Origin of the sequence: Bradyrhizobium sp. SZCCHNR1053 (assembly GCF_032381235.1) — a bacterium.
Taxonomy (GTDB): domain Bacteria; phylum Pseudomonadota; class Alphaproteobacteria; order Rhizobiales; family Xanthobacteraceae; genus Bradyrhizobium.
This window is the reverse complement of record NZ_JAUHJM010000002.1, coordinates 249,919-273,368: the sequence shown is the minus strand read 5'-3', so window position 1 is coordinate 273,368 and position 23,450 is coordinate 249,919. Positions and strand designations below refer to the sequence as shown.

Here is a 23,450-nt window from a genome sequence, read left to right as displayed (position 1 = left end):
TCTTGCTCACTTCTGCGTCGTCATCGTGCTGGGAATGCCGAAGCGGACGACGGCAACGCTGTCGCTGCGCTTGCGGCTGGTCTCGTCCGTGCGGTGCTCGGCCACGTTGACGTCGGCGATGCTGCGGAGCGCCAGGGACAGCGTTCCGGTTTGACGGGCACGCGCGAGCGTCTCGGCCTGTTCCGGCTTCAGCTCCAGCGTGACGGTCTTGCCGACCACCGTGGTCTGGCCGTCCTTTTCCTTCGGAGCCTGATCGATCGCCAGCACGCGGATGTTCGACAGGATGATATCGGAGCTGACGACGTCGCCCGCGTTGGGCTGATCCGGATTGCGCTCGCGCTTGGACAGGATCACGTCGACGCGGTCGTTCGGCAGGATGAAGCCGCCGGCGCCGGTCTCCGGAGAAATCTCGGTGGAAACGGCGCGCATGCCGGCGGGCAGGATCGCGGCCATGAAGCCCGAGCCGTCGGCCTTGACGAGCTTCTGTTCGCGGATGGGCTCGCCGGCAATGAACGGCGCCCGCGCGATCGTGCCGGTGATCTGCGTCTGTCCTTCGGGCCGCTCGCTGCGCCGGATGAAGCTGGAGCTGGCCGTGGCCGCCGGCCAGCTCTGCCACTGCAGATCTTCGGGCTTGAGCGAATGGCCGAGGGCGATGTCGCCCTTGGCGACGAGAACGTCGACGGTGGGCATCTGCGGCGCGGGCGCGGCAACTTGAGCCGGCCGGTCGTCGGACCCGCTCGCGAGATATGCGGCCACGCCGCCAGCGCCTACAGCGATGGTCAGAACCACAATGCGTGCGGTATTCATACGCTTCACTTTCCACATGACGCCGCGACGTTTCCGCCGCCGTGATGGGAGTTGAGCAGTTATTCGTCAAAGCATGGTTAATGAGGCGTATCTAAATCGCCTTAACACCGCGTTGACACGGTGCTTTCAGAGCAATGCAAGACGCGCAGCGTCGATCGCCTTCACCCAATCGGTCTCCGGATAAACCATCAGAGCGCCCAGGGCGAGCGCGATGCCATAGGGCACGCCGCTCTCCTTGGCGTGCAGGCGTGCAAGCCAGGGTTGCCCCGCCAGCATGTAGGGCAACGGCCATTGCCGGAACTGCATGAGGGCGAGAGTGAGCACGCCGCCGAAGATCGAGGCGTACAACAGGTAGTTCATCAGGTGGGCGAAGCCGAACCACAGCGCGGCGGCGGATGCGACCTTGGCGTCACCGCCGCCGATCCAGCCGAATGCAAAGCAGGTGAAAGCAATCACCAGCAGGGTCGCGCCGGCGCCGAGGTGCATGAGCATGTCAGCCATGCTCATGCCGCTCAGCGGCGCCAGAACCAGAAAGCCGGCGACGAGCGCAAGGGAGACCCGGTTCGAAATGGTCATCGTGAACAAATCGCTCGCCGCGGCAAAGGCCATCAGGGCCGGAAACAGCAGAAGGCGCGCGAGATCGAGGGTCATGGGCTCTCAATGGCATCGACGCGGCGCGTGGGTGCGCCGCTGCGCCAGAGTCTAGCTGCAAGAAATAAACGATCGGGAAACAGCCGGAATGGCCGGTTGGCTGTCGATCTCACCAGACGCTGACGATGCGGGCCGCGAGAGCGAGGATGGACAGGCCGAGGCCGCCGCAGATCCAACGCAAGGCGACGTCGGCCGCCCTGGGCGGGGGCCGGGACGCGGCTGCGGACAAAACGTGGTTACGCATCACTGAACGCCGCGAAGCTGAATGTGGAAATGATAAAGGCCCCGGATGTCCGGGGCCTTCTTTGCTCGGCCGTGACGACCGCTTACTTCAGCGAGGTGTTGATCGCGCCGAACTTGGAGCTCAGGCTGGAGCCGAGACCGTTCACCGCGGCAATGATCGCGAGCGAGATGCCGGCGGCGATCAGACCGTATTCGATCGCGGTCGCGCCGGATTCATCCTTCACGAAGCGAGCAAGAAGATTCTTCATAGGTAACTCCATGTACACGTGGCTGGTCGAACAAACTCTGGTCGTTGCGGCGTTCTCAGCACCGTGACCATGCGGCCACCCTAGGGGGCAGGAATTTCGGCGTAGTTAATTCGGTCGCCGAAACACGGCGACAAATGGCTGTTATTGTGCAGAGTAAACATAGGATGAAGCGCGGCGCGATCATTCGAAATGATGCATGGTCGCGCCGCGGTCGGTCTCGTTGAAAAGATGAGCGCAGGGTTTCGGCGATCATGCCCGACCGGTCCATCGCGGGGCCTGCTCCGCATTCCGCACTATATGCATATGGCCGTGTCGACCTGGCTGGCGGAGCATGTGGCTCGATGTCGATCGCGCTGGGCCGATAGGCAGAGCGGTTTTGCCGGCGCCGAGGTTCACGGCTCCTTAAGCGCCAAGGAGTACCCCTCGGAACAGTTCATGAGATGAGGAATGTGATGTCCGGTCTGCCATGGGAAGTCGCGCTGATGCTCGGCCAGACCATCGAGAAGGTGTTGCCGATCACCTTGGTGCTGGCGGTGGTGTTCTCGGTGCTCAGTCACTTCTGGGCCTGCAATCCCGGCAAGCCGTGGTGGCAGAAGCGCGAGCTCGTCACCGACGTGGTCTACTGGTTCTTCGTGCCGGTGTTCGCCCGGGTGCTCCGCATCGGCTTTCTCGTGCTCGGCGCCAGCGTTCTCTTCAAGATCCGCGACGCCGACGAGTTGATCGCCTTCTATGAGAACGGGCACGGCCCGCTGGCGCAGCTTCCCGAATGGCTGCAGGGGATGCTCTTCCTCGTGCTCTCCGACTTCATGCTGTACTGGACGCATCGTCTGTTCCATGGCGGCGAGTTCTGGAAATACCACGCGGTTCACCACTCGTCGGAGGATCTGGAGTGGATTTCGGCTGCCCGCTTCCATCCGATCAACCTGATCCTCGGCACGATCGCGGTCGACGTCATCCTCTTGATGGCCGGCATCTCGCCCAATGTCATGATCTGGGTCGGACCATTCACCACGTTCCATTCGGCCTTCGTGCACGCCAATCTCAACTGGACGCTGGGCCCGCTGAAATATGTCCTCGCCACGCCCGTCTTCCACCGCTGGCACCACACGTCGATGGAGCAGGGCGGCAATACCAACTTCGCCGGCACGTTCCCGATCTGGGACATCCTGTTCGGCACGTTCCGGATGCCGGCGGGGCAGTTGCCCATGGCCTACGGCAAGGACGAGGCGACGATGCCCGGCGAGTTCGGCGGCCAGCTCGCGTTTCCGTTCCGGCGATGAGGGGTTTTGCAACCGCCCCAGATCAAATGGCGACGTTTGCAGATCATTCACCAATTGAGCGCAGATTTGCCGCGTCGGGCGCCGTCACCGCTGCGTATCGCTTGAGACGGCTCGTCAATGTCCCGGGGTTTGAGTATGTCGTTCTGTGTGTCGCGTCGTCCTAGTGTTTCCTTCGCATTGCGGGCAGCTGTCGCCGCGGTGCTGCTGTGGCCGGCTGCCGCCTTGGCGGAGCCTGATCCCGCCATCGCCGTGAATGTCGACCAGGCCAAGCTGGTCAAGCTGCCCGATCGGGTCGCGACCCTCGTCGTCGGCAATCCGATGATCGCCGATGTGACCTTGCAGAGCGGCGGCATCATCGTCGTCACCGGCAAGAGCTACGGTGCCACCAACTTCATTGCGATGGATCGTGGCGGACAGGTGCTGATCGATCGCCAGATCCAGGTCGCCGGGCCCACCGACCAGCTCGTGACGGTGTATCGCGGCGTCGACCGTGAGACCTATAGCTGCATGCCGATCTGCCAGCGCCGGGTGACCTTGGGCGACGGCGACAACTACTTCAAATCGGTGCTCGACCAGGCTGGAACGATGTCCAGCACGGCGAGCGGCAACGCGGCGGCGGCCTCGAAGACCAACTGAGCGCTGGCCTTGCCACGCCTGCCCGGGTCGATGGCAGCGCCTGACCGCCTCTCCACGCGTGTCCGCGCCGACGATGCGGCGAGCCTTGCCGCTGGTGCTGCGGCTGGGTCGCCCGATTCGTTTGGTTTCTCGTTTGGTTTCGATGATCGGATCGGGCGCTGACGCGCTGTCTCGAAGGGCTGGCTGCGTGCGAACCCCCAAGCACGGTTAGCGGGACGTTGATGCGGCAGGCCATACTGTCCGCATCGTGGGAAACCCTTTCCCAAGGAGTTTCCGCTATTCCTTTCGCTCAGATTGATGTGCCTTTCCAGTCCGGATGAACCCATGCAAGCCCCCGTCTCCTCGACCGCTTCGATGCGCCGGATGCTGCGCCGCTTCCGGCGCAACCGGCGGGCATCGGCCGCGCTCGAATTCGCGCTGGTCGCGCCGGTCTTCTTCGCGCTGCTGTTCGCGATCATCGAAACGGCGCTGATGTTCTTTGCCGGCCAGGTGCTCGAGACGATCACGCAGGACTCGGCGCGCATGATCCTGACCGGACAGGCGCAACAGGGCGCCTATACGCAGGCGCAGTTCGCGAGCTACGTCTGCACCCAGGTTCCCGCGCTGTTCGACTGCAACAAGATCTATATCGACGTGAAGAGCTACTCCTCGTTCGGGAGCGTCTCGATCAGCAACCAGATCGACAACAGCGGCAACTTCGTCAACAACATGACCTACAGCCCGGGTGCCGCCGGAGACATCGTCGTCGTCAGGCTGTTCTATCAATGGCCGATCTTCGTGACGGGGCTCGGCTACAACATCGCCAACCTGAGCGGCAGCAAGCGGCTGCTGGTGGGCACGGCCGCATTCAAGAACGAGCCGTATTCATAACACGGCTCTCACGACAAGGCTCTCGCGAGCTCCTTCAGAGGGACACCAGGAATTCATCATGCCGTTGGGAAGAATGCCGGGTATGTCTTCGAGCCTGCGCCTGTGGCGTCGCATCGACGCCTTTGCCGCCGATCGACGCGGTGTCGCGGCCACCGAATTCGCATTCATCGTGCCGCTGATGCTGGTGATGTTCTTCGGCACGGTCGAATTCTGCTCGGCGATCGCCGTCGACCGCAAGGTCACCTTGATGGCGCGAACCCTGTCGGATCTGACATCGCAATCGACCACGGTCGGCGATAGCGACATGTCGAACTTCTTCGCCGCCTCGACCGGCATCATGTACCCCTATTCCACCACGCCGGTGAATGCGACGATCACCGAGCTCTATGTCGATCCCACCACCAAGCAGGCGACGGTGAAGTGGAGCAAGGGGTCGACACCGCGAACCGTCGGCATGACGGTCGGCGTGCCGGCTGAATTGCTGGTGTCCGGCACCTATCTGATCTTCAGCGAGGTGAACTACCAGTACGTTCCGACGATCGGCTACGTCATGGGCAAGACGGGCGTCAATCTCAGCGACGTCGCCTATACCCGCCCGCGGCAGTCGACCTGTGTGATGTATAGCCCGGCGACCTACTGCTGAGGTGAGGGCTGCCGCAACGGAGGCCGCCCGCGCCGGGGCCGCGGTCGCACGCGCCTGCGAACCGGCGCGACATGCGGTCTTTCGGGCGAGCGGAGCGCGGCGATGGGCATTCAGGCAGCGAAAAGCAGGCAATAAAAAAGGCCGCGCAAGGCGGCCTTTCGTTGTCCAGGCGGGCAATCGCGCAGGCGATTACCCTGGCGTCGCTCAATTGGCGGCGCGGAGATTATCGGCCGACGACTTGCCCGAACGGCGGTCCGCCACGATCTCGTAGGAGATCTTCTGGCCTTCGCGCAGCGTGCCGAGACCAGCGCGCTCGACGGCGCTGATGTGCACGAACACGTCGTTGCCGCCGTCATCCGGCTGAATGAAGCCATAGCCCTTGGTTGCGTTAAACCACTTCACGGTTCCCATGCTCACGGGGGTAGTTCCCTTCTCAGATATCAAATGCGTAACCCAGATTCCTGGGCTGGTTAGATCGAATTTTTGGAAGGGTCGTCAGCGTCTGAACCGGCTGTACCGGTAATAGCTAATCTCGTCCGGCCGAAAATCGATTGCGGGATATACTATTGGAAATGCCCGCGCAAAACAATCCTGAGCTGCGCGAGGGCGCATGATTTTTTGACGCGCCGGCTTGAGGCCGACGCGCTGAATTGTCGCTGATTGCGCAAGAGTTGATCAATTCGCTGGGTTGGGCGGAACCATTGCTCCGCCCAAGGCTCTAGCGCCGCCGGAACTGGCCGCCGCGCTGCGCTGCGCCACGCGGAGGTCCGCCGGTCGAGCTGGGGCGCTCGTCCTTGTGGCGGAAGATCAGCCGGCCCTTTTCCAGATCATAGGGCGACATCTCGACGGTCACGCGGTCTCCCGCGAGCGTCTTGATGCGATTCTTTTTCATCTTGCCGGCGGTGTAGGCGACGATTTCGTGCCCCGCATCGAGTTGTACCCGGTAGCGCGCGTCGGGAAGGATTTCGGTGACCAGCCCTTCGAACTGGATCAGCTCTTCCTTAGCCATGTCTCTCTCCAGATCGATAGACGTCTAGTTTGGCCGTTGGTTGCGGTTGTGAGCGTGGTTTTTGGGTCTGCCCTCGCGATGCAGGAAAGCAACGCCTTGAATCGACCCGGCCTTGCCGCCGCCTTGCGACGGCCGCTGGGGCTCCTGACGATTGCCTGGCAGAGGTGCCATCTTAGCATTGGAACGACGGCGACGGCGAGGGCCTTTTGCGGCGGTGCCACCCTCGTTGGTCCGCGCATTCTGCATGCCAGGACGGCCGCCACGCTGAGGCGGTTTGGCCGGTGCCGCGGCCTCGCGGAGGCCCGGCGTGCGGCGATCGTCGCGCGGCAGCGAGATCTTGATCAGCCGTTCGATGTCGCGAAGGTAGGACAGCTCGTCCGCTCCGGCGACGAGCGAAATCGCGATGCCTTCAGCGCCGGCGCGTGCCGTGCGGCCGATGCGGTGGACGTAGGTCTCCGGCACGTTGGGCAGGTCGAAATTCACGACATGGCTGACGCCGTCGACGTCGATGCCGCGGGCCGCGATGTCGGTTGCGACCAGGGTTCGGATCTCGCCGGTGCGGAACGCTGCGAGGGTGCGCTCGCGGTGGTTCTGTGACTTGTTGCCGTGAATCGCCTGGGCGGGGATGCCGGCCTTTTCCAGGCTCTTCACGACCTTGTCGGCGCCGTGCTTGGTACGGGTGAACACCAGCGCGCGGTTGACCGGCTCCTGCTTGAGCAACTGAGCCAGAAGGTTCGGCTTGGCCGAGTGGTCGACGTGGATCACGCGCTGGGCAATGCGCTCGACCGTCGAGGAAACGGGGGTCACCGCGACCCGCGCGGGGTCGCGCAGCATGGCGTCCGCAAGCTCGGCGATGTCCTTCGGCATGGTGGCCGAGAAGAACAGCGTCTGCCGCTTGATCGGCAGCTTGGCGACGATCTTCCGGATGTCGTTGATGAAGCCCATGTCGAGCATGCGGTCGGCTTCGTCGAGCACCAGGAACTCGACCTGGTTCAGCTTCACGGCGTTGCCCTGGACGAGGTCGAGCAGCCGGCCAGGCGTGGCGACCAGCACCTCGAGGCCCGGCATGAGCGCGCGGACCTGGCGTCCCATCGGCACGCCGCCGATCGCGAGCGCCGAGGTCAGGCGGATGTGGCGGCCATAGGTGTTGAAGCTGTCGAGGATCTGGCCGGACAGTTCGCGGGTCGGGCTCAGAACGAGCACGCGCGCCGTCTTCGGCTGCGGCTTGATCCGGTTCTGCAGCAGGCGGTGCAGGATCGGCAGGGCGAACGAGGCGGTCTTGCCGGTTCCCGTCTGGGCGATACCGATCACGTCGCGGCCTTCGAGGGCGAGCGGGATGGTCTGTGCCTGGATCGGGGTGGGGGTGGTGTAGTTCTCTTCCTTCAGCGCGCGCGTCAGCGCGTCGGCGAGGTTAAAATCCTGAAAGGATGTCAAAAGATTGGGCTTTCCATAAGAGGATGAGGCCCGTGTCGGCAGCCAGCCGGACGCGGGTGGGTGGTTGAAGAGACACCCGCGTGTTTGGAGCGTCGAGATTGGATGGGTGAGAATGCGAAGCCAGAAGCTCTGAACGAGCTAAAGAACACGCGGCTTGCAAAGATCCGGCCGATTCGCCTCGATCTATCAGATATATGGAACAGACTGGCGGCACTTTCAAGGCCGGTGCGCAACGGATCGGCGATTGAGCCGGTACTCTGCTGCTTTAATTTTAGCCATTCAAAACAAAGTGCATAAATCGTGAGCTCGATGCCAGCCGAATGATCACCGTGCCTGCCTAAGCCGGCGGCACGAGATTGCGACCTTCCGTCGCGATTAGCCCAAGTTCCAGATTGGGATCAATGGCTTACGAGATGTGAACGGCATGGCATGCTTCTTGCGATTCTTCCGCCGCAGACCGCCGGCCGCCTTGGCTGTGAAGCACGTCTGCGTCAGGGAGATATTACCTCATGCTTACTCGACTCACTCAGGAATTAACGGCGCCATTCAGCCGCCGTCGCTGGCTGGCTGCTGCTGCCGGCCTGGCGCTCGGCGTCGCCGGCTTCGGCCCGGCCATGGCTGCCGACGACACCATCAAGATTGGTGTTCTGCATTCTCTGTCCGGCACCATGGCCATCAGCGAAACCACGCTGAAGGATACGATCCTGTTTCTGATCGACGAACAGAACAAGAAGGGCGGCGTGCTCGGCAAGAAGCTCGAGGCCGTCGTGGTCGATCCCGCGTCGAACTGGCCGCTGTTCGCCGAGAAGGCGCGCGAGCTGATCACCAAGAACAAGGTCGCGGTCGTGTTCGGCTGCTGGACCTCGGTGTCGCGCAAGTCGGTGCTGCCGGTGTTCAAGGAACTCAACAGCATCCTGTTCTACCCGGTCCAGTACGAGGGCGAGGAGAGCGAGCGCAACGTGTTCTACACCGGTGCGGCGCCGAACCAGCAGGCGATCCCGGCGGTCGACTACCTGATGAAGGAAGAGAAGGTGAAGCGTTGGGTGCTGGCCGGCACCGACTACGTCTATCCGCGTACCACCAACAAGATCCTGGAAGCCTACCTGAAGTCGAAGGGCGTGGCTCAGGACGACATCATGATCAACTACACGCCGTTCGGTCACTCCGACTGGCAGACGATCGTCGCCGACATCAAGAAGTTCGGCTCGGCCGGCAAGAAGACCGCGGTGGTCTCGACCATCAACGGCGACGCCAACGTTCCGTTCTACAAGGAGCTCGGCAACCAGGGCATCAAGGCCAAGGACATCCCGGTCGTCGCGTTCTCGGTGGGTGAGGAAGAGCTCGCCGGCATCGACACCAAGCCGCTGATCGGCCATCTCGCCGCCTGGAACTACTTCGAGTCGATCAAGACCCCGGCCAACGAGAAGTTCATCAAGGATTGGCAGGCCTATACCAAGAACCCGAAGCGCGTGACCAACGATCCGATGGAAGCGCACGTGATCGGCTTCAACATGTGGGTGAAGGCGGTCGAGAAGGTGAAGTCGACCGATGCGGACAAGGTCATCGACGCCCTCCCTGGCACCGAGGCCCCGAACCTGACCGGCGGAGTGTCGAAGATGCTGCCGAACCACCACATCACCAAGCCGGTGTTCATCGGCGAGATCAAGGGCGATGGCCAGTTCAGCGTCGTCTACAAGACCAAGGACCTCGTCCCGGGCGACGCCTGGTCGAAGGAGCTCGAGGGCTCCAAGGACCTGATCGGCGACTGGGTCGGCAAGAAGTGCGGCAACTTCAACGTCAAGACCAACAAGTGCCTGGGCTCGGGCAGCTGAGATCGATCTGACGTCCAAGTCACGACTGGAGAAGGCGGTGGATAGCGCCGCCTTCTCACTTCCTCCTGCCGGGGTTGTCCAGTGCCTGCAACTATTTGCGCGATTCTTCGTCGCATTCTTCTTTCTATTGTCCTGATTGCCGTGGCCGCGCCTGCATTCGCGGCCAGCTTCGAAGAGTCCGTCGCCAAGTTCGCCAATGACGATTTCTCCGACACCGATGATGCGGTGGGCGAGATCGCCGTGTCGGGCAATCCGCTGGCCTATCCGATCATCAGCGCGCTGCAGGATGAGCGGCTGATGTTCGATACCGACACCAAGAAGGTCTATGTCAAGCAGACCGACGGCAAGATCATCGATGCCGCCACCGGCGCCGCCGTCGACAGGCTGCCCGACAACGCCGCGGCGGTCAGCCTCAACAACCGCCTGCGCCGCAGCGTCGACGCCGCGTTGGGCGGCCTGACCCTGCTGTCGCCGGACGTGAACACGCGCCTGTCGGCCGCCAAGTCGGTGTTCAAATCGCATGAGGAGGCGACGCTGCCGACCGTGGAAACGGCGCTCGCCAAGGAAACCAATCGTTCGGTCAAGCAGGCGCTCGCCGAGGCCCGCGCCGCAATTCTCCTGTTCAAGTCCGATGCCAGCGAGGTGGACAAGCTCGAAGCGGTAGCCACCGTGAAGGCGCGCGGCGACCAGGAGGCGCTGGCGCTGCTCACCGAGATCAGCAGTGGCGATCAGCCCGCAAGCGTCGCCAAGGCCGCGGCAGGTGCCATCGCTTCGATCCAGCGCTCGCTCGCGATCTGGTCCGGCGTGCAGAATGCCTGGTACGGCCTGTCGCTCGGCTCGGTGCTGCTGCTGGCCGCCATCGGGCTTGCCATCACGTTCGGCGTCATGGGCGTCATCAACATGGCCCATGGCGAGATGGTGATGCTCGGCGCCTACACCACCTTCGTGGTCCAGGAGGTCATCCGCACCCGCTATCCGGCGCTGTTCGACTACTCGCTCTTGATTGCCGCGCCGCTCGCCTTCCTGGTGGCCGGAGCCATCGGCGTGCTGATCGAGCGCACCATCATCCGCTTCCTCTACGGGCGGCCGCTCGAGACGCTGCTCGCGACCTGGGGCCTCTCGCTCATCCTGCAGCAGGCGGTGCGCTCCGCGTTTGGCCCGACCAACCGCGAAGTCGGCAATCCCTCCTGGATGAGCGGCGCGTTCGAACTCGGCCAGATCACCATCACCTACAACCGGCTCTGGATCCTCTGCTTCACGATGGCCGTGTTCGCGATCCTGCTCGCGATGCTGCGCTACACCGCGCTCGGTCTGGAAATGCGCGCCGTGACGCAGAACCGGCGCATGGCGGCGTCGATGGGCATCGCCACCTCGCGCGTCGATGCGCTCACCTTCGGGCTGGGGTCGGGCATCGCCGGCATCGCCGGCGTGGCGCTGTCGCAGATCGACAACGTCAGCCCCAACCTCGGCCAGAGCTACATCATCGATTCCTTCATGGTCGTGGTGTTCGGCGGCGTCGGCAATCTCTGGGGCACCCTGGTCGGCGCCTTCACGCTCGGCATCGCCAACAAGTTCCTGGAGCCGGTGGCAGGCGCCGTGCTCGGCAAGATCGCGATCCTGGTCCTGATCATCCTGTTCATTCAGAAGCGCCCGCGCGGCCTGTTCGCGCTCAAGGGCCGGGCGGTGGAAGCATGATGCCGCATATGCTGACGAGGTCGCTGGACCGCGCCGCGACCATCTTCGTGCTGATCGTTGCCGCCTGCGGCATCCTGATCCCGCTGTCCAACCTGCTGCTGCCGGCCGGCTCGGCGCTGCAGGTGCCGACCTATCTGGTCGCGCTGTGGGGCAAATATGTCTGCTACGCGATCCTGGCGCTCTCCATCGACCTGATCTGGGGTTATTGCGGCATCCTCTCGCTCGGTCACGGCGCGTTCTTCGCGCTCGGGGGCTATGCGATGGGCATGTATCTGATGCGCCAGATCGGCACCCGCGGCGTCTACGGCAATCCGATCCTGCCGGACTTCATGGTGTTCCTGAACTATTCCAAGCTGCCCTGGTACTGGCACGGCTTCGACATGTTCTGGTTCGCAGCTTTGATGGTGCTCGTGGTGCCCGGCCTGCTCGCCTTCTGCTTCGGCTGGCTCGCCTTCCGCTCGCGCGTCACCGGCGTGTATCTGTCGATCATCACCCAGGCGATGACCTACGCGCTGCTGCTCGCCTTCTTCCGCAATGATTTCGGCTTCGGCGGCAACAACGGCCTGACCGACTTCAAGGACATCCTCGGCTTCAACGTCCAGGCGGAAGGCACCCGCGCCGCGCTGTTCGCACTGAGCTGTCTCGCGCTCATTCTCGCGTTCCTGATCTGCCGAGCCGTCGTGTCGTCGAAACTCGGCAAGGTGCTGATCGCGATCCGCGACGCCGAGTCGCGGACGCGTTTCCTCGGCTATCGCGTCGAGTCCTACAAGCTGTTCGTGTTCACGCTGTCCGCATGCATGGCCGGCGTCGCCGGTGCGCTCTACGTTCCTCAGGTCGGCATCATCAACCCATCCGAGTTCGCGCCCGGCAATTCGATCGAGGCCGTGATCTGGGTCGCGGTCGGCGGCCGCGGTACGCTGGTCGGCGCTGCGCTCGGCGCCGTCGTCGTGAACTACGCCAAGACGTTCTTCACCTCGGGCGTGTTGGCGCCGTACTGGCTGTTCATGCTCGGCGCATTGTTCGTGCTCGTCACTCTGCTGCTGCCCAAGGGCATCATCGGCACGTTCAATACGTGGTGGGATCAACTCAGCACCAAGACGCCCAACGCCGAGAGCGCCGCCCGCGAGGACGGCGTCACCGAACCCAAGATGGCGGAGTGAGCGCATGAACGTGATGGATACCCGCGCGACGTCGTCGCTGCTCTATCTCGACGGCGTGCACGTCTCCTTCGACGGCTTCCACGCCATCAACAATCTCTCGCTGATGCTCGAGCCCGGCGAGATGCGCGCCATCATCGGCCCGAACGGCGCCGGCAAGACCACGATGATGGACATCATCACCGGCAAGACCAAGCCCGACGAGGGCACGGTGCTGTTCGACGGCAAGACGGATCTCACCCGCCTCGACGAGACCCGCATCGCCGAGCTCGGCATCGGCCGCAAGTTCCAGAAGCCGACCGTGTTCGAGAGCCAGTCGGTCGAGGACAATTTGCTGCTCGCCCTCAACGTCGACCACAGCGTCAAGGGCACGCTGTTCTGGCGCGGATCGAGAAGCGAAGCCGAGCAGATCGACAAGGTGCTCGAAACCGTGCGGCTCAAGGACCTCAGGCGCAAGCTCGCCGGCAGCTTGTCGCATGGCCAGAAGCAGTGGCTGGAGATCGGCATGCTGCTGGCGCAGGACCCGAAGCTCCTGCTGGTCGACGAGCCGGTGGCCGGCATGACGGACGTCGAGACGCATCAGACCGCCGAGCTGCTCAAGGAAATCAACAAGGATCATACCGTCATGGTCGTCGAGCACGACATGACCTTCGTGCGCGAGCTCGGCGTCAAGGTCACCTGCCTGCATGAAGGCACGGTGCTGGCCGAGGGCACCATCGATCAGGTGTCGTCGAACGAGCGGGTGATCGAGGTCTATCTGGGCCGTTAGTCGGCCGGCGAATGGCGAGTAGCGAATAGGGCAAGGGACGATGACGCAGAGAATTCAATCTATTCGCTATTCGCCATTCGCCATTCGCCCATCAGCGGCCGGAGGTCGCTGATGCTCACCGTCGACAACATCAACCTCTATTACGGCGCCGCCCAGGCGCTGCGCGGCGTCTCGATCGCGGCGGAGCCCGGCAAGGTCACCTGCGTGCTCGGCCGCAACGGCGTCGGCAAGACCTCGCTGCTTCGGGCGCTGGTCGGGCAGTATCCGCTGGCCTCCGGCACCATCACCTTCGACGGCGCCGACATCACCCATCTCAAGCCCTATGAGCGGGCGCGCAAGGGCATCGGCTTCGTGCCGCAGGGCCGCGAGATCTTCCCGCTGCTGACGGTCGAGGAGAACCTCAAGACCGGCTTCGGCCCCCTGAAGCGCGCCGACCGCAGCATCCCCGATGACGTGTTCTCGCTGTTTCCGGTGCTCGAATCGATGCTCGGTCGGCGCGGCGGCGATCTCTCCGGCGGCCAGCAGCAGCAGCTCGCGATCGGCCGCGCCATGGTGATGAGGCCAAAGGTCCTGCTGCTGGACGAGCCGACCGAGGGCATCCAGCCCTCGATCATCAAGGACATCGGCCGGGCGATTTCGTATCTGCGCAATCTCGGCAACATCGCGATCGTGCTGGTCGAGCAGTATCTCGACTTTGCCTGCGAACTCGGCGACAACTTCGCGGTCATGGATCGCGGCGCGGTAAAATTTACCTGCACCCGCGCCAACCTCGATCCGGCCGAGATCAGCCGCCAGATGGCGCTCTGATCATCACGTAGCTTCTCGACGCGGACTCGCCCCGCGTCTGGTCCCAGGGGGAGGGGATCGATGCGGGCCGATCCCGCCAACGCCGCCGCCGACATCTTCGAGGCCAACCGCGCCCGCGGCGCGGTGCGCTTCGACGTGCGGCTGCAGGACGGCATGACGCGGCGTCATCATCTGCATGAATCCGGCTCGCTGCGGGTGCGCTTTCCCTCGCCCGAGGACGACAGTCTGTCGGCGATGTTCGTCAATACCGCGGGCGGAATCGCCGGCGGCGATCGTTTCGCAATCGAGGTCGCGGCCGGCGAAGACAGCCGCGTGACGCTCTCGAGCGCCGCAGCGGAAAAGGTCTACCGCGCGGCCGGAAAGCCGGCGGAGCTCGACATTGCGCTGACGGCCGCGGCGAACGCGCACATCTCCTGGCTGCCGCAGGAGACCATCCTGTTCGACCGCGCCCGTATCCATCGCCGCATCGACATCGACCTTGCCGATACCGCCTCCCTCCTGCTCTGCGAGATCGTCGTGTTCGGGCGCACAGCCATGGGGGAGACGATGCGGGAGGGCGAGTTCGTCGATCGCTGGCGGGTGCGGCGCGGCGGTAAGCTCGTGTTCGCCGAAACGATCCGCCTCGACGGCGACATCGGCGCAAAGCTTGCGCAGCCCGCCATCGCCAAGGGCGGCGCGGCGATCGGGACCGCGCTGATCGTGCCCGGGGACGTCGCGTTGGTCGAGCGTATCAGGGAGAGCCTGCCGGCCTTCCGGGGCGAGGCCGGGCTGTCGGCCTGGAATGGATTTGCAATGGTGCGCTTCTGTGCCCAAGATGCCGCGAGTCTGCGCGCCGACATGATGGCGGTGCTCGGCTGTGCTTCGAATAAACCGCTGCCGCGGTTGTGGCTCAACTAGACGTTTACAAACCGACGAATACCAGAAGACGATCACCAGAGAGTCCGCATGAACCTGTCTCCCCGCGAAAAGGACAAGCTCTTGATCTCGATGGCGGCCATCGTGGCGCGCCGCAGACTCGAGCGCGGCGTCAAGCTGAACCATCCCGAGGCGGTCGCGATCATCTCCGATTTCATCCTGGAAGGCGCGCGCGACGGCCGCACCGTGGCCGAGCTGATGCAGGCCGGCGCCCAGGTCCTGACCCGCGACCAGGTGATGCCCGGCATCCCCGAGATGATCCATGACATCCAGGTCGAGGCGACGTTTCCGGACGGCACCAAGCTCGTCACGGTGCACGAGCCGATCCGGTGAAGCGAGCCCAACTCTTTCGGTCGTCATGCCCCGGCTTGACCCGGGCATCCACGCTGTTCGATCTGAATGGAAAAACGTGGATGGCCGGGTCAAGCCCGGCCATGACGCAGTGGAAACCTGCGAGGTAACTCATGATCCCCGGCGAACTCTTCATTCAGGACGGCGACATCGAGCTCAATGCCGGCCGCAAGACCGTGACGCTCTCGGTCGCCAACACCGGCGACCGCCCGATCCAGGTCGGCTCGCACTACCACTTCTTCGAGACCAATCCGGCGCTGAAGTTCGACCGGAAAAAAGCGCGCGGCATGCGGCTCGACATCGCCGCCGGCACGGCGGTGCGCTTCGAGCCTGGCCAGACCCGCGACGTGCAACTGGTGGCGCTTGCCGGCAAGCGCATGGTCTACGGCTTCCGCGGCGACGTCATGGGCAAGTTGTAAGCCGATGCTGACCGGATTACGCCTCGTCTCCGAAGCCGCCGAACTGGCGGCGCGCCGTCATGCCGGCCAGCAGCGCAAGGGCCGCGACGAGGAGCCTTACATCAATCATCTCGCCGAGGTCGCGAACATCCTGTCGGCAACCTGCGACGGCGAGGACGCCGAGCTCGTCGCGGCCGGCTGGCTGCACGACACCATCGAGGACACCGACACCACCCACGACGAGCTGACGCAGCGCTTCGGCCCGCGCGTCGCCGGGATGGTGGAGGAGGTCACCGACGACATGACCCTGCCGAAGAGCGAGCGGCGCGCGGTCCAGGTCATCGCGGCTCCCGGCAAATCGGCTGGTGCTAAGCAGATCAAGATCGCCGACAAGATCAGCAATATCCGCGCGCGCATCTTCTTCGAGCCGGACCTCGAGCAGCAGTTGGAGCTGATGGAGTATCTTGGCTGGGCCGAGCAGGTCGTCGCCGGCTGCCGCGGCGTGAACGCGCGGCTCGATGCGCTGTTCGACGAGACGGTTGCCAACGCGCGGGGGACGCTGTGAGCGGTTCGCCAGCGTCTCGAAATCAAGACAAGCAGAGCTGAGTGGGGGCCATCGATGTCCGTCAAGATCAAGCGTTCCGTCTATGCCGACATGTTCGGCCCGACCACCGGCGACAAGGTCCGGCTCGCCGACACGGACCTGATCATCGAGGTCGAGAAGGACTTCACCACCTATGGTGAGGAGGTGAAGTTCGGCGGCGGCAAGGTCATTCGTGACGGCATGGGCCAGTCGCAGGCGACCAACAAGCAGGGCGCCGCCGACACGGTCATCACCAATGCTCTGATCGTCGATCACTGGGGTGTCGTGAAGGCCGATGTCGCGATCAAGGAGGGCATGATCTCTGCGATCGGCAAGGCCGGCAATCCCGACATCCAGCCCGGCGTGACCATCGTGATCGGCCCCGGCACCGACGTGATCGCAGGCGAGGGCAAGATCCTCACCGCCGGCGGCTTCGACAGCCACATCCACTTCATCTGCCCGCAGCAGATCGAGCACGCGCTGATGAGTGGCGTCACCTCGCTGCTCGGCGGCGGCACCGGCCCCTCGCACGGGACCTTCGCGACCACCTGCACGCCCGGCCCGTGGCACATCGGCCGGATGATGCAGTCGTTCGATGCGTTTCCTGTGAACCTCGGCATCTCCGGCAAGGGCAACGCCTCGCGCCCCGCGGCGCTGGTCGAGATGGTCAAGGCCGGCGCCTGTGCGCTGAAGCTGCACGAGGACTGGGGCACGACGCCGGCGGCGATCGACAATTGTCTCTCGGTCGCCGACGATTACGACGTCCAGGTGATGCTGCACTCCGACACGCTGAACGAGTCGGGCTTCGTCGAGGATACGATCAAGGCCTTCAAGGGCCGCACCATCCACGCCTTCCACACCGAAGGCGCCGGCGGCGGGCACGCGCCTGATATCATCAAGGTCGCCGGCCTGAAGAACGTGCTGCCGTCCTCGACCAATCCGACCCGGCCGTTCACGCGCAATACGATCGACGAGCATCTGGACATGCTGATGGTCTGCCACCATCTCGATCCGTCCATTGCCGAGGACCTCGCCTTTGCCGAAAGCCGCATCCGCAAGGAGACGATCGCAGCCGAGGACATTCTGCACGATCTTGGCGCGCTCTCGATGATGTCGTCGGATTCGCAGGCGATGGGCCGGCTCGGCGAGGTCATCATCCGGACGTGGCAGACCGCCGACAAGATGAAGAAGCAGCGCGGCGCGCTGCCGCAAGACAAGGGCAAGGACAACGACAATTTCCGCGTCAAGCGCTACATCGCTAAATACACGATCAACCCGGCGATCGCGCATGGCGTGTCGAAGCTGATCGGGTCGGTCGAAAAGGGCAAGCTCGCCGACCTCGTGCTGTGGTCGCCCGCCTTCTTCGGCGTCAAGCCGGACTGTGTCATCAAGGGCGGCACCATCGTCGCGGCGCCGATGGGCGATCCCAACGCCTCGATCCCGACGCCGCAGCCGGTGCACTACCAGCCGATGTTCGGCGCCTTCGGCAAGTCGCTGACGGCATCGTCCGTGATCTTCACCTCGAAGGCGGCCGTCACCGGCGGACTCGCCCGCAAGCTTGGCCTTTCGAAGAAGCTCTACGCAGTGCAGAACACCCGCGGCAGGATCTCGAAGAAGAGCATGATCCACAACGATGCGACGCCGAACATCGAGGTCGATCCGGAGACCTATGAGGTGCGCGCCGACGGCGAGCTCCTGACCTGCGAGCCGGCCGAGGTGCTGCCCATGGCGCAGCGCTACTTCATGTACTAAGCTTCCGCCCGGTACCAGAACCAGAAAAGTACCGGGAGGACGAGTTCGTGATCTATGTCGTTGCCACCTTGACCATCAAGCCCGAAACCCGTGCGGAATTCATTGCCGCTGCGACCGCCTGCATTGCGGGGACCCGCAAAGAACCCGGCAATATCGCCTATGATTTGCATGAGAGCGTCACCGATCCGAGCAAGATGGTGTTCGTCGAGCAGTGGGAGAACGCTGAGGCCTTGGTGCCGCACCGCGCGACCGAGCACATGAAGACGTTCGGGCGCGTCGCGGTCAAATGCATGTCGGCCCCGCCGAAGATCGAGATCATCACGCCTGAGAAGGTCGATGTCCGCTGAGCGGAAAAAGAGAATGAGGGTTTCAGCATGATCCGCGCGACACGCGTGTTTGGGCAGCATCGTTGGAAAGAGGCTGCCGCCGATTCCGTCCTGCTCGATTTCGACGACCGGCATCGGCGGCGGCTGGCCATGACCGGAACGCGCGGGTTGGAGTTCCTGCTCGACCTCGAGCACGCCACCGCACTGCGCGGTGGCGATGCGCTGGTGCTGGAGGACGGCCGGCTGATCGAGGTCGTCGCGGCGGCCGAGCCGCTGCTCGAGATCCGCGCCGCTGATCCGCATCACCTGGTGCGGCTGGCCTGGCACCTCGGCAACCGGCACCTGCCGACGCAGATCCTGGCCAAGAGCCTGCGCATCCGCCGCGACCACGTGATCGAGGCCATGGTCAAGGGTCTCGGCGCGCGTGTCATCGAGATCGAGGCGCCGTTCGATCCGGAAGGCGGTGCTTACGCCGAGCCGAGCCATGCGCATGGCGATGATGATCATGATCACCACGGCCACGATCATCATCACGATCATGCCGGGCACGATCATGCGCATCACGGCCATGACCACGGCCACGCGCATGATCATCACGTGCATGACGAGCACTGCGGCCATGACCATCACGATCACGGTCATTCCCATGCTCACGAGCACAAATGAGCCGGAGCTTCGGCCGGCCTCGATCAGCGCCGCGGATTCGGCCGCGCTGTATCGGCTGCTGACGTGGCTGTCGCCGGCGTTTCCGATCGGCGGCTTCTCCTATTCGAGCGGCATCGAATGGGCCGTCGAGGCGGGCGACATCGGCGATGCGGCGGGGCTGCGCGGCTGGCTTGCGACGATGCTGACCAATGGCTCCGGCTTCTGCGATGCGGCTTTCCTCGCGCACGCGTATCGCGCGGTCGAGCTGGACGACAGGACCAGCCTCCGCGAGGTGGCCGAGCTCGCGGCGGCTTTCGTACCGTCGCGCGAACGTCAGCTCGAAACCACCGCGCAGGGCCGTGCCTTCGTCGAGATCGCACGGTCAGCCTGGAACAGCGCAGGTCTCGACGAGGCGGTGGCGCAATGCGAGACGATCGTCTACCCGGTCGCCGTGGGGCTGGTCGGCGCGCTTCATGGCGTTCCTCTGGCGGCCCTGCTGTACGGCTTTCTGCACGCGGTCACGTCGAACTGGATTTCCGCCGGCAGCCGTCTCGTACCGTTGGGGCAGACCGACAGCCAGCGCGTGCTCGCCGCATTGGAACCTGTCGTCGCCGCGACGGCGGACCGCGCTCTGCTCGCCTCGCTCGACGACATCGGCGGCGCAACATTCCGCGCCGATCTCGCAAGCCTTCATCACGAGACGCAATATACAAGGCTGTTTCGGTCGTGATGAAGCGGGGCAAGGGTTGCTCCGATCACGGCCCCGCGCGGTCGCGCGAACGATAGAAGGGTAGATGACATGGCATCGTCTCACGGTCCGCTCCGCGTCGGCGTCGGTGGCCCAGTCGGGTCCGGCAAGACTGCGCTGATGGATCTCCTGTGCAAATCGATGCGGGAGAACTACGACATCGCCGCGATCACCAACGACATCTACACCAAGTGGGACGCGGAGTTTCTCGTTCGCTCGGGATCGCTGACCCCGGATCGTATTGCCGGCGTGGAGACCGGCGGCTGTCCGCACACCGCGATCCGCGAGGACGCGTCCATGAACCTCGCAGCCGTGGCCGACATGCGCGCGAAGTTTCCTGGGCTCGACTTGGTGTTGATCGAGTCCGGCGGCGACAACCTCGCGGCAACGTTCTCGCCGGAACTGGCCGACATCACGATCTATGTCATTGACGTCGCGGCGGGCGACAAGATCCCGTCGAAGGGCGGGCCGGGTATCACCCGCTCCGACCTTCTGGTGATCAACAAGATTGACTTGGCGCCCCATGTGGGCGCTTCTCTGGAGAAGATGGAGACGGATGCCAAGCGCATGCGCGGCGCACGGCCCTTCGTCATGACCAACCTGAAGAAGAGCCAGGGGCTTGATCGGATCATCGGCTTCATCGAAGCCAAGGGTGGTCTCAAGCCGTCGGCGTGAGCGCGGGGACTGATCTGCGTCGCACCGTTCTTCGTTGCGCGAGGTATCTGCTGCAATGGCAGACGCAAAAAAGCCTCAACCGGCCGGAACAACTTGAGCCCCTGGGTGTTGCCTCGGCCCGGGGTGCGCCTTGCTCAAGGCGTCTCGGCGGCCGATGGACGGCCGGTATCCTGGGATCGCTTTCCGCTGATCGCTCCGATCGCTCCCGTCGCCCCGAGGTGCGTCCTTGAGTTGCAGGCCCGGTTATTGGATGACTCGTCTCCTTCGCCACCAACCCTTTACCTCAGAGTAAACGAGTGCTCCGGCTGGGTGTCATCATCGGCTTGATCGCGCTGCTCGGGACGGCGCTATCCGGCTTGGCTGCCTACCGCGTACACGACCAGGAGCTGGCGCTCGATCGCATTGCGCTGGCCCGCGCCATCGACGTCCATGCCAGCCTGGTGCAGGACCGGCTGACCGAACGTGAGCTGCTGGCCCGGGTGGCCTCCGGGCTGTTCCGCGCTCCCTCCGTGATCAAGGCCAATATGCTGGAGCCGCTGCGATCGTCGATCTACGCGTTCAAGACCGACTTCGTGGTGGCGTCGTGGATCGCACGGCTGCGGCCGGATGAGTTTTCCATTGCGCAAGCCGAGCTGCGCCAGGCCGGCTTCCCGAATCCGACCATTCGCAATTTCGATGACACGCCGCTGGGGCCGAACGTCGATCGTCCGTTGGACGTTCTGATGGATCTCGAGCCACGCAATGCCGAGACCTCCAAGCTTCCCGGTATTGCCCTCGACCGGCAGCCGATTGTCGGACCGATGCTCGCGCGGGCCATGGCTGAGGGCAAGCCGGTTGCGTCCGATCCCACTCCGCTGGTGCGGAGCGATGGTCCGATCGGGATCGTGCTGGCAGCCCCGGTCGTCCCGCAAGGCGCCACTGCACCGGCGGGCTTCGTGACCTTTTCGTACGAGATCGGGCCGCTGCTGCTTACCAATGACGATCTGTCGTTGTTCTCGGTGGCGTTGAAGGACCCGCGCAACGCGTCGGACGAGCTGGTTGCCAATGATCAGGGGGCGGTGACGAGCCGGACCCGCGGGCCGGACGATCCTGCTCCGTCGTCGACCCGCACCGTGGCCTTCGGCAATCACGACTGGTCGTTGGTCTATTACGCCAAGAGCAATGCGGTCCGGCGTGCGCAACAGACCGCGGCGATCGTCGGCGTCATCGGGATGGCGCTCACCGGCATCATCTGCGGCCTGTTCGGCTACGTCGCCTACAACAATCTGCGCCTGAGCCGCGAAATCCAGGTGCGGATCGGCTTCGAGCGCCGACTGACGGCGGTCATCGACGAGCTGAACCACCGGGTCAAGAACATCCTGGCAGTGATCCAGTCCATCGTGACGCGAACGCTGCGTCATGGCAGCGACATGGACGTCGCGCGCGAGCTGCTGATCGGGCGGATCCATGCGATGTCGAACGTCGTCACGCTGCTCAGCGAGAGCCAGTGGCAAGGCGTGCAGCTGCGCGGGCTGTTCGAAGCTCGCGCCATCCCGCATGCCGAGAGGATTGCGGTCAACGGACCCGACATCACCGTGAGCGCGCGTGCCGCGCAGAGCCTTTCGCTGCTGTTCTTCGAACTCGCCTCGCACTCGGACGAGGGCCTCTCGCTGGTGGGAAAGCACCCGCACATCACCGCCAGATGGGAGGTGACGGGCGAAGAGCCGAATGCCGTTTTCCACTTCCGTTGGGAGGAATTGAATACCAGTGAAGCGACGCGGCGGCCCGACAGCGATTTCGGACTGATCCTACTCGATCGCGTTGCGCCGGAAGCACTCGGTGGCACGTCAAAACGCTTCTTCACCGAGGCGAGCTATGTCTATGAGCTGACCGCTCCGATGGAGACCGTCATCGACATGACCGAGCGCGATCGCACCGAGCAGTTCTCCGCGCCGGTGCATCCGCCGCGATAGCTCGCCGGGCTCGTCAGTGAACAGGATATCAAGGCGCACGATGCCCGGCGTAACTGTTCAACAACAACAAGTTCAACAACAAGAAGAGGCGGCTCTTTCGGGAGCCGCCTCTTTGCTGGATTGTTTGCGACGGCTTGGCTGATCAGCCGCCGCTGCCGCCGATCACCGCCCGCACGGTTTCGTCGGGGCCGAAATCCTCGGCGCCTTCGACATAGAGCAGCGCTGCCAGCTTCGAGCGCGCGCGGTTCACGCGGCTCTTGATGGTGCCCACCGCGCAGCCGCAGATCGCTGCCGCATCCTCGTAGGAGAAGCCCGATGCACCGACCAGGATCAGTGCCTCGCGCTGGTCCTGAGGCAGCTTCTCGAGTGCCGCACGGAACTCCTCGAACTCAAGATGCGCGCCCTGCGAGGGATGCGTCTTGAGCGTCTTGGCGTAGTTGCCTTCGGCATCTTCCACTTCGCGCCGGCGTTTGCGGTAGTCGGAGCGGAACAGGTTGCGCAGGATCGTGAACAGCCAGGCAGGCAGATTCGATCCCGGTTGGAACGAGTCGATGTTGGCCAGCGCCCGGAGCAGGGTTTCCTGCACCAGGTCGTCGGCGCGATCGCTGTTACCACTTAAGGAAATCGCAAATGCGCGAAGGCTGGGGACGGCCGCGAGGATATCGTCCCGCAAGGAATCAGTGAGAGGCATTCACTCCCTCCCGTCGGTTTGGTCGTTGGATCCCCCGCCGTTTTCCACGTGGGACTGTGCTGCCGGCGCATCAAGCTTCCGCACCAACTCCGCGAAGCGGTCCGGCACTCCCTGACGGACGACGTCGTCGTACATCGCGCGGAGTTGATGACCGATCCTGGATTGAATTTCCGCGTTCAGTCCGCCGGGCTTGCGCGGTGCCGCATTCTTGCTGGCTTGAGACTTTACATCTTTCATGACCTTTTCCACGTTTCCCCGAGAGTTAAGTCCCTGAAGCTTCAAGAATTATTCTCGCCACCGAGAGGGTCTGCCGGGAACTAATGCGACGGGGCG

Annotated in this window: 27 protein-coding genes; 19 read left to right on the top strand and 8 right to left on the bottom strand. The window is 63.9% G+C overall.

Annotated features, from left to right (window positions below):
- Positions 1-6: 6 nt before the first annotated feature.
- From cpaB to QX051_RS06220, 3 genes are all read right to left on the bottom strand, one after another.
- On the bottom strand, positions 7-807 hold the full coding sequence (cpaB, locus tag QX051_RS06230; RefSeq protein WP_315753439.1) for a Flp pilus assembly protein CpaB: 801 nt from the start codon (positions 805-807) through the stop codon (positions 7-9).
- Positions 808-933: 126 nt separating this feature from the next.
- Positions 934-1,458, bottom strand: a complete 525-nt coding sequence (locus tag QX051_RS06225) for a prepilin peptidase (RefSeq protein ID WP_315734617.1) — start codon at positions 1,456-1,458, stop codon at positions 934-936.
- A 326-nt stretch (positions 1,459-1,784) separates the two neighbouring features.
- A complete protein-coding gene (locus QX051_RS06220; RefSeq protein WP_231317342.1) occupies positions 1,785-1,949 on the bottom strand; it encodes a Flp family type IVb pilin in 165 nt (54 codons plus the stop codon).
- Between the two features lie 452 nt (positions 1,950-2,401).
- On the opposite strand from QX051_RS06220, the gene QX051_RS06215 reads away from it, so the two are divergent.
- The 4 genes from QX051_RS06215 (at position 2,402) to QX051_RS06200 (ending at position 5,378) form a co-directional block, all read left to right on the top strand.
- Positions 2,402-3,229: a sterol desaturase family protein gene (locus tag QX051_RS06215; protein WP_315775478.1), complete on the top strand. Its 828-nt coding sequence runs from the start codon at positions 2,402-2,404 to the stop codon at positions 3,227-3,229.
- 135 nt (positions 3,230-3,364) lie between these two features.
- Positions 3,365-3,865 carry a pilus assembly protein N-terminal domain-containing protein gene (locus QX051_RS06210; RefSeq protein WP_315734613.1) on the top strand — a complete coding sequence of 167 codons (501 nt, stop codon included), beginning with the start codon at positions 3,365-3,367 and terminating at the stop codon, positions 3,863-3,865.
- Between the two features lie 324 nt (positions 3,866-4,189).
- Entirely contained in the window at positions 4,190-4,735 is a 546-nt protein-coding gene (locus QX051_RS06205) for a TadE/TadG family type IV pilus assembly protein (protein ID WP_315734610.1), read from the top strand.
- An 82-nt stretch (positions 4,736-4,817) separates the two neighbouring features.
- The gene (locus QX051_RS06200; RefSeq protein ID WP_315775477.1) at positions 4,818-5,378 is read left to right on the top strand and encodes a TadE/TadG family type IV pilus assembly protein; all 561 of its coding nucleotides are present in this window, start codon (positions 4,818-4,820) and stop codon (positions 5,376-5,378) included.
- A gap of 204 nt (positions 5,379-5,582) precedes the next feature.
- Here the strand turns inward: QX051_RS06200 and QX051_RS06195 are convergent, their stop codons facing one another.
- From QX051_RS06195 to QX051_RS06185, 3 genes are all read right to left on the bottom strand, one after another.
- Positions 5,583-5,795 carry a cold-shock protein gene (locus tag QX051_RS06195; protein WP_006612155.1) on the bottom strand — a complete coding sequence of 71 codons (213 nt, stop codon included), beginning with the start codon at positions 5,793-5,795 and terminating at the stop codon, positions 5,583-5,585.
- A gap of 301 nt (positions 5,796-6,096) precedes the next feature.
- Positions 6,097-6,387 (bottom strand): translation initiation factor IF-1, encoded by a 291-nt coding sequence (gene infA / locus QX051_RS06190; RefSeq protein WP_315734606.1) that lies wholly within the window; start codon positions 6,385-6,387, stop codon positions 6,097-6,099.
- Positions 6,388-6,411: 24 nt separating this feature from the next.
- The gene (locus QX051_RS06185; RefSeq protein ID WP_315734604.1) at positions 6,412-7,821 is read right to left on the bottom strand and encodes a DEAD/DEAH box helicase; all 1,410 of its coding nucleotides are present in this window, start codon (positions 7,819-7,821) and stop codon (positions 6,412-6,414) included.
- Positions 7,822-8,330: 509 nt separating this feature from the next.
- Here QX051_RS06185 and urtA point away from each other — a divergent pair.
- From urtA to QX051_RS06110, 15 genes are all read left to right on the top strand, one after another.
- Positions 8,331-9,653, top strand: coding sequence for an urea ABC transporter substrate-binding protein (gene urtA / locus QX051_RS06180; protein ID WP_315734602.1), 1,323 nt, complete (start codon positions 8,331-8,333; stop codon positions 9,651-9,653).
- Between the two features lie 132 nt (positions 9,654-9,785).
- The gene (gene urtB, locus QX051_RS06175) at positions 9,786-11,348 is read left to right on the top strand and encodes an urea ABC transporter permease subunit UrtB (RefSeq protein WP_409998075.1); all 1,563 of its coding nucleotides are present in this window, start codon (positions 9,786-9,788) and stop codon (positions 11,346-11,348) included.
- Positions 11,345-12,508: an urea ABC transporter permease subunit UrtC gene (gene urtC, locus QX051_RS06170; RefSeq protein ID WP_315775475.1), complete on the top strand. Its 1,164-nt coding sequence runs from the start codon at positions 11,345-11,347 to the stop codon at positions 12,506-12,508. The genes urtB and urtC overlap by 4 nt, the downstream gene beginning before the upstream one ends.
- Positions 12,509-12,512: 4 nt before the next feature.
- Entirely contained in the window at positions 12,513-13,274 is a 762-nt protein-coding gene (urtD, locus tag QX051_RS06165) for an urea ABC transporter ATP-binding protein UrtD (RefSeq protein WP_315775474.1), read from the top strand.
- Positions 13,275-13,385: 111 nt separating this feature from the next.
- On the top strand, positions 13,386-14,081 hold the full coding sequence (urtE, locus tag QX051_RS06160) for an urea ABC transporter ATP-binding subunit UrtE (protein ID WP_315734594.1): 696 nt from the start codon (positions 13,386-13,388) through the stop codon (positions 14,079-14,081).
- A gap of 60 nt (positions 14,082-14,141) precedes the next feature.
- Complete coding sequence (locus QX051_RS06155) at positions 14,142-14,978, top strand: urease accessory protein UreD (protein WP_315775473.1); 837 nt, start codon at positions 14,142-14,144, stop codon at positions 14,976-14,978.
- A 48-nt stretch (positions 14,979-15,026) separates the two neighbouring features.
- Complete coding sequence (locus QX051_RS06150) at positions 15,027-15,329, top strand: urease subunit gamma (protein WP_015669637.1); 303 nt, start codon at positions 15,027-15,029, stop codon at positions 15,327-15,329.
- A 131-nt stretch (positions 15,330-15,460) separates the two neighbouring features.
- Positions 15,461-15,766 carry an urease subunit beta gene (locus QX051_RS06145; RefSeq protein ID WP_315775472.1) on the top strand — a complete coding sequence of 102 codons (306 nt, stop codon included), beginning with the start codon at positions 15,461-15,463 and terminating at the stop codon, positions 15,764-15,766.
- Positions 15,767-15,770: 4 nt separating this feature from the next.
- On the top strand, positions 15,771-16,310 hold the full coding sequence (locus QX051_RS06140; RefSeq protein WP_315775471.1) for an HD domain-containing protein: 540 nt from the start codon (positions 15,771-15,773) through the stop codon (positions 16,308-16,310).
- Positions 16,311-16,364: 54 nt separating this feature from the next.
- Complete coding sequence (ureC, locus tag QX051_RS06135; protein ID WP_315775470.1) at positions 16,365-18,080, top strand: urease subunit alpha; 1,716 nt, start codon at positions 16,365-16,367, stop codon at positions 18,078-18,080.
- A gap of 47 nt (positions 18,081-18,127) precedes the next feature.
- On the top strand, positions 18,128-18,427 hold the full coding sequence (locus QX051_RS06130) for a putative quinol monooxygenase (RefSeq protein WP_315734580.1): 300 nt from the start codon (positions 18,128-18,130) through the stop codon (positions 18,425-18,427).
- Positions 18,428-18,454: 27 nt separating this feature from the next.
- Positions 18,455-19,072, top strand: coding sequence for an urease accessory protein UreE (locus QX051_RS06125; RefSeq protein ID WP_315775469.1), 618 nt, complete (start codon positions 18,455-18,457; stop codon positions 19,070-19,072).
- Positions 19,053-19,781, top strand: coding sequence for an urease accessory protein UreF (locus QX051_RS06120; protein WP_409998074.1), 729 nt, complete (start codon positions 19,053-19,055; stop codon positions 19,779-19,781). The genes QX051_RS06125 and QX051_RS06120 overlap by 20 nt, the downstream gene beginning before the upstream one ends.
- A gap of 69 nt (positions 19,782-19,850) precedes the next feature.
- Positions 19,851-20,474: an urease accessory protein UreG gene (ureG, locus tag QX051_RS06115; protein WP_315753407.1), complete on the top strand. Its 624-nt coding sequence runs from the start codon at positions 19,851-19,853 to the stop codon at positions 20,472-20,474.
- A gap of 296 nt (positions 20,475-20,770) precedes the next feature.
- On the top strand, positions 20,771-22,426 hold the full coding sequence (locus QX051_RS06110; RefSeq protein ID WP_315734572.1) for an HWE histidine kinase domain-containing protein: 1,656 nt from the start codon (positions 20,771-20,773) through the stop codon (positions 22,424-22,426).
- 142 nt (positions 22,427-22,568) lie between these two features.
- Here the strand turns inward: QX051_RS06110 and QX051_RS06105 are convergent, their stop codons facing one another.
- Together QX051_RS06105 and QX051_RS06100 are read right to left on the bottom strand one after the other, a co-directional pair.
- Entirely contained in the window at positions 22,569-23,117 is a 549-nt protein-coding gene (locus QX051_RS06105; RefSeq protein ID WP_006612137.1) for a sigma-70 family RNA polymerase sigma factor, read from the bottom strand.
- Positions 23,118-23,354: a NepR family anti-sigma factor gene (locus QX051_RS06100; RefSeq protein WP_315734569.1), complete on the bottom strand. Its 237-nt coding sequence runs from the start codon at positions 23,352-23,354 to the stop codon at positions 23,118-23,120.
- Positions 23,355-23,450: the final 96 nt, after the last annotated feature.

Bases quoted from the DNA above. Each gene is read 5' to 3' on its own strand.
- QX051_RS06210 (WP_315734613.1), top strand. From the start codon at position 3,365: ATGTCGTTCTGTGTGTCGCGTCGTCCTAGTGTTTCCTTCGCATTGCGG.
- ureC (WP_315775470.1), top strand. From the start codon at position 16,365: ATGTCCGTCAAGATCAAGCGTTCCGTCTATGCCGACATGTTCGGCCCG.
- QX051_RS06125 (WP_315775469.1), top strand. From the start codon at position 18,455: ATGATCCGCGCGACACGCGTGTTTGGGCAGCATCGTTGGAAAGAGGCT.
- QX051_RS06215 (WP_315775478.1), top strand. From the start codon at position 2,402: ATGTCCGGTCTGCCATGGGAAGTCGCGCTGATGCTCGGCCAGACCATC.
- QX051_RS06220 (WP_231317342.1), bottom strand. From the start codon at position 1,949: ATGAAGAATCTTCTTGCTCGCTTCGTGAAGGATGAATCCGGCGCGACC.
- ureG (WP_315753407.1), top strand. From the start codon at position 19,851: ATGGCATCGTCTCACGGTCCGCTCCGCGTCGGCGTCGGTGGCCCAGTC.
- urtD (WP_315775474.1), top strand. From the start codon at position 12,513: ATGAACGTGATGGATACCCGCGCGACGTCGTCGCTGCTCTATCTCGAC.
- QX051_RS06200 (WP_315775477.1), top strand. From the start codon at position 4,818: ATGTCTTCGAGCCTGCGCCTGTGGCGTCGCATCGACGCCTTTGCCGCC.
- QX051_RS06205 (WP_315734610.1), top strand. From the start codon at position 4,190: ATGCAAGCCCCCGTCTCCTCGACCGCTTCGATGCGCCGGATGCTGCGC.
- QX051_RS06100 (WP_315734569.1), bottom strand. From the start codon at position 23,354: ATGAAAGATGTAAAGTCTCAAGCCAGCAAGAATGCGGCACCGCGCAAG.
- urtA (WP_315734602.1), top strand. From the start codon at position 8,331: ATGCTTACTCGACTCACTCAGGAATTAACGGCGCCATTCAGCCGCCGT.
- QX051_RS06140 (WP_315775471.1), top strand. From the start codon at position 15,771: ATGCTGACCGGATTACGCCTCGTCTCCGAAGCCGCCGAACTGGCGGCG.
- QX051_RS06155 (WP_315775473.1), top strand. From the start codon at position 14,142: ATGCGGGCCGATCCCGCCAACGCCGCCGCCGACATCTTCGAGGCCAAC.
- urtC (WP_315775475.1), top strand. From the start codon at position 11,345: ATGATGCCGCATATGCTGACGAGGTCGCTGGACCGCGCCGCGACCATC.
- QX051_RS06150 (WP_015669637.1), top strand. From the start codon at position 15,027: ATGAACCTGTCTCCCCGCGAAAAGGACAAGCTCTTGATCTCGATGGCG.
- QX051_RS06105 (WP_006612137.1), bottom strand. From the start codon at position 23,117: ATGCCTCTCACTGATTCCTTGCGGGACGATATCCTCGCGGCCGTCCCC.
- urtE (WP_315734594.1), top strand. From the start codon at position 13,386: ATGCTCACCGTCGACAACATCAACCTCTATTACGGCGCCGCCCAGGCG.
- QX051_RS06145 (WP_315775472.1), top strand. From the start codon at position 15,461: ATGATCCCCGGCGAACTCTTCATTCAGGACGGCGACATCGAGCTCAAT.
- QX051_RS06225 (WP_315734617.1), bottom strand. From the start codon at position 1,458: ATGACCCTCGATCTCGCGCGCCTTCTGCTGTTTCCGGCCCTGATGGCC.
- infA (WP_315734606.1), bottom strand. From the start codon at position 6,387: ATGGCTAAGGAAGAGCTGATCCAGTTCGAAGGGCTGGTCACCGAAATC.
- QX051_RS06120 (WP_409998074.1), top strand. From the start codon at position 19,053: ATGCTCACGAGCACAAATGAGCCGGAGCTTCGGCCGGCCTCGATCAGC.
- cpaB (WP_315753439.1), bottom strand. From the start codon at position 807: ATGAATACCGCACGCATTGTGGTTCTGACCATCGCTGTAGGCGCTGGC.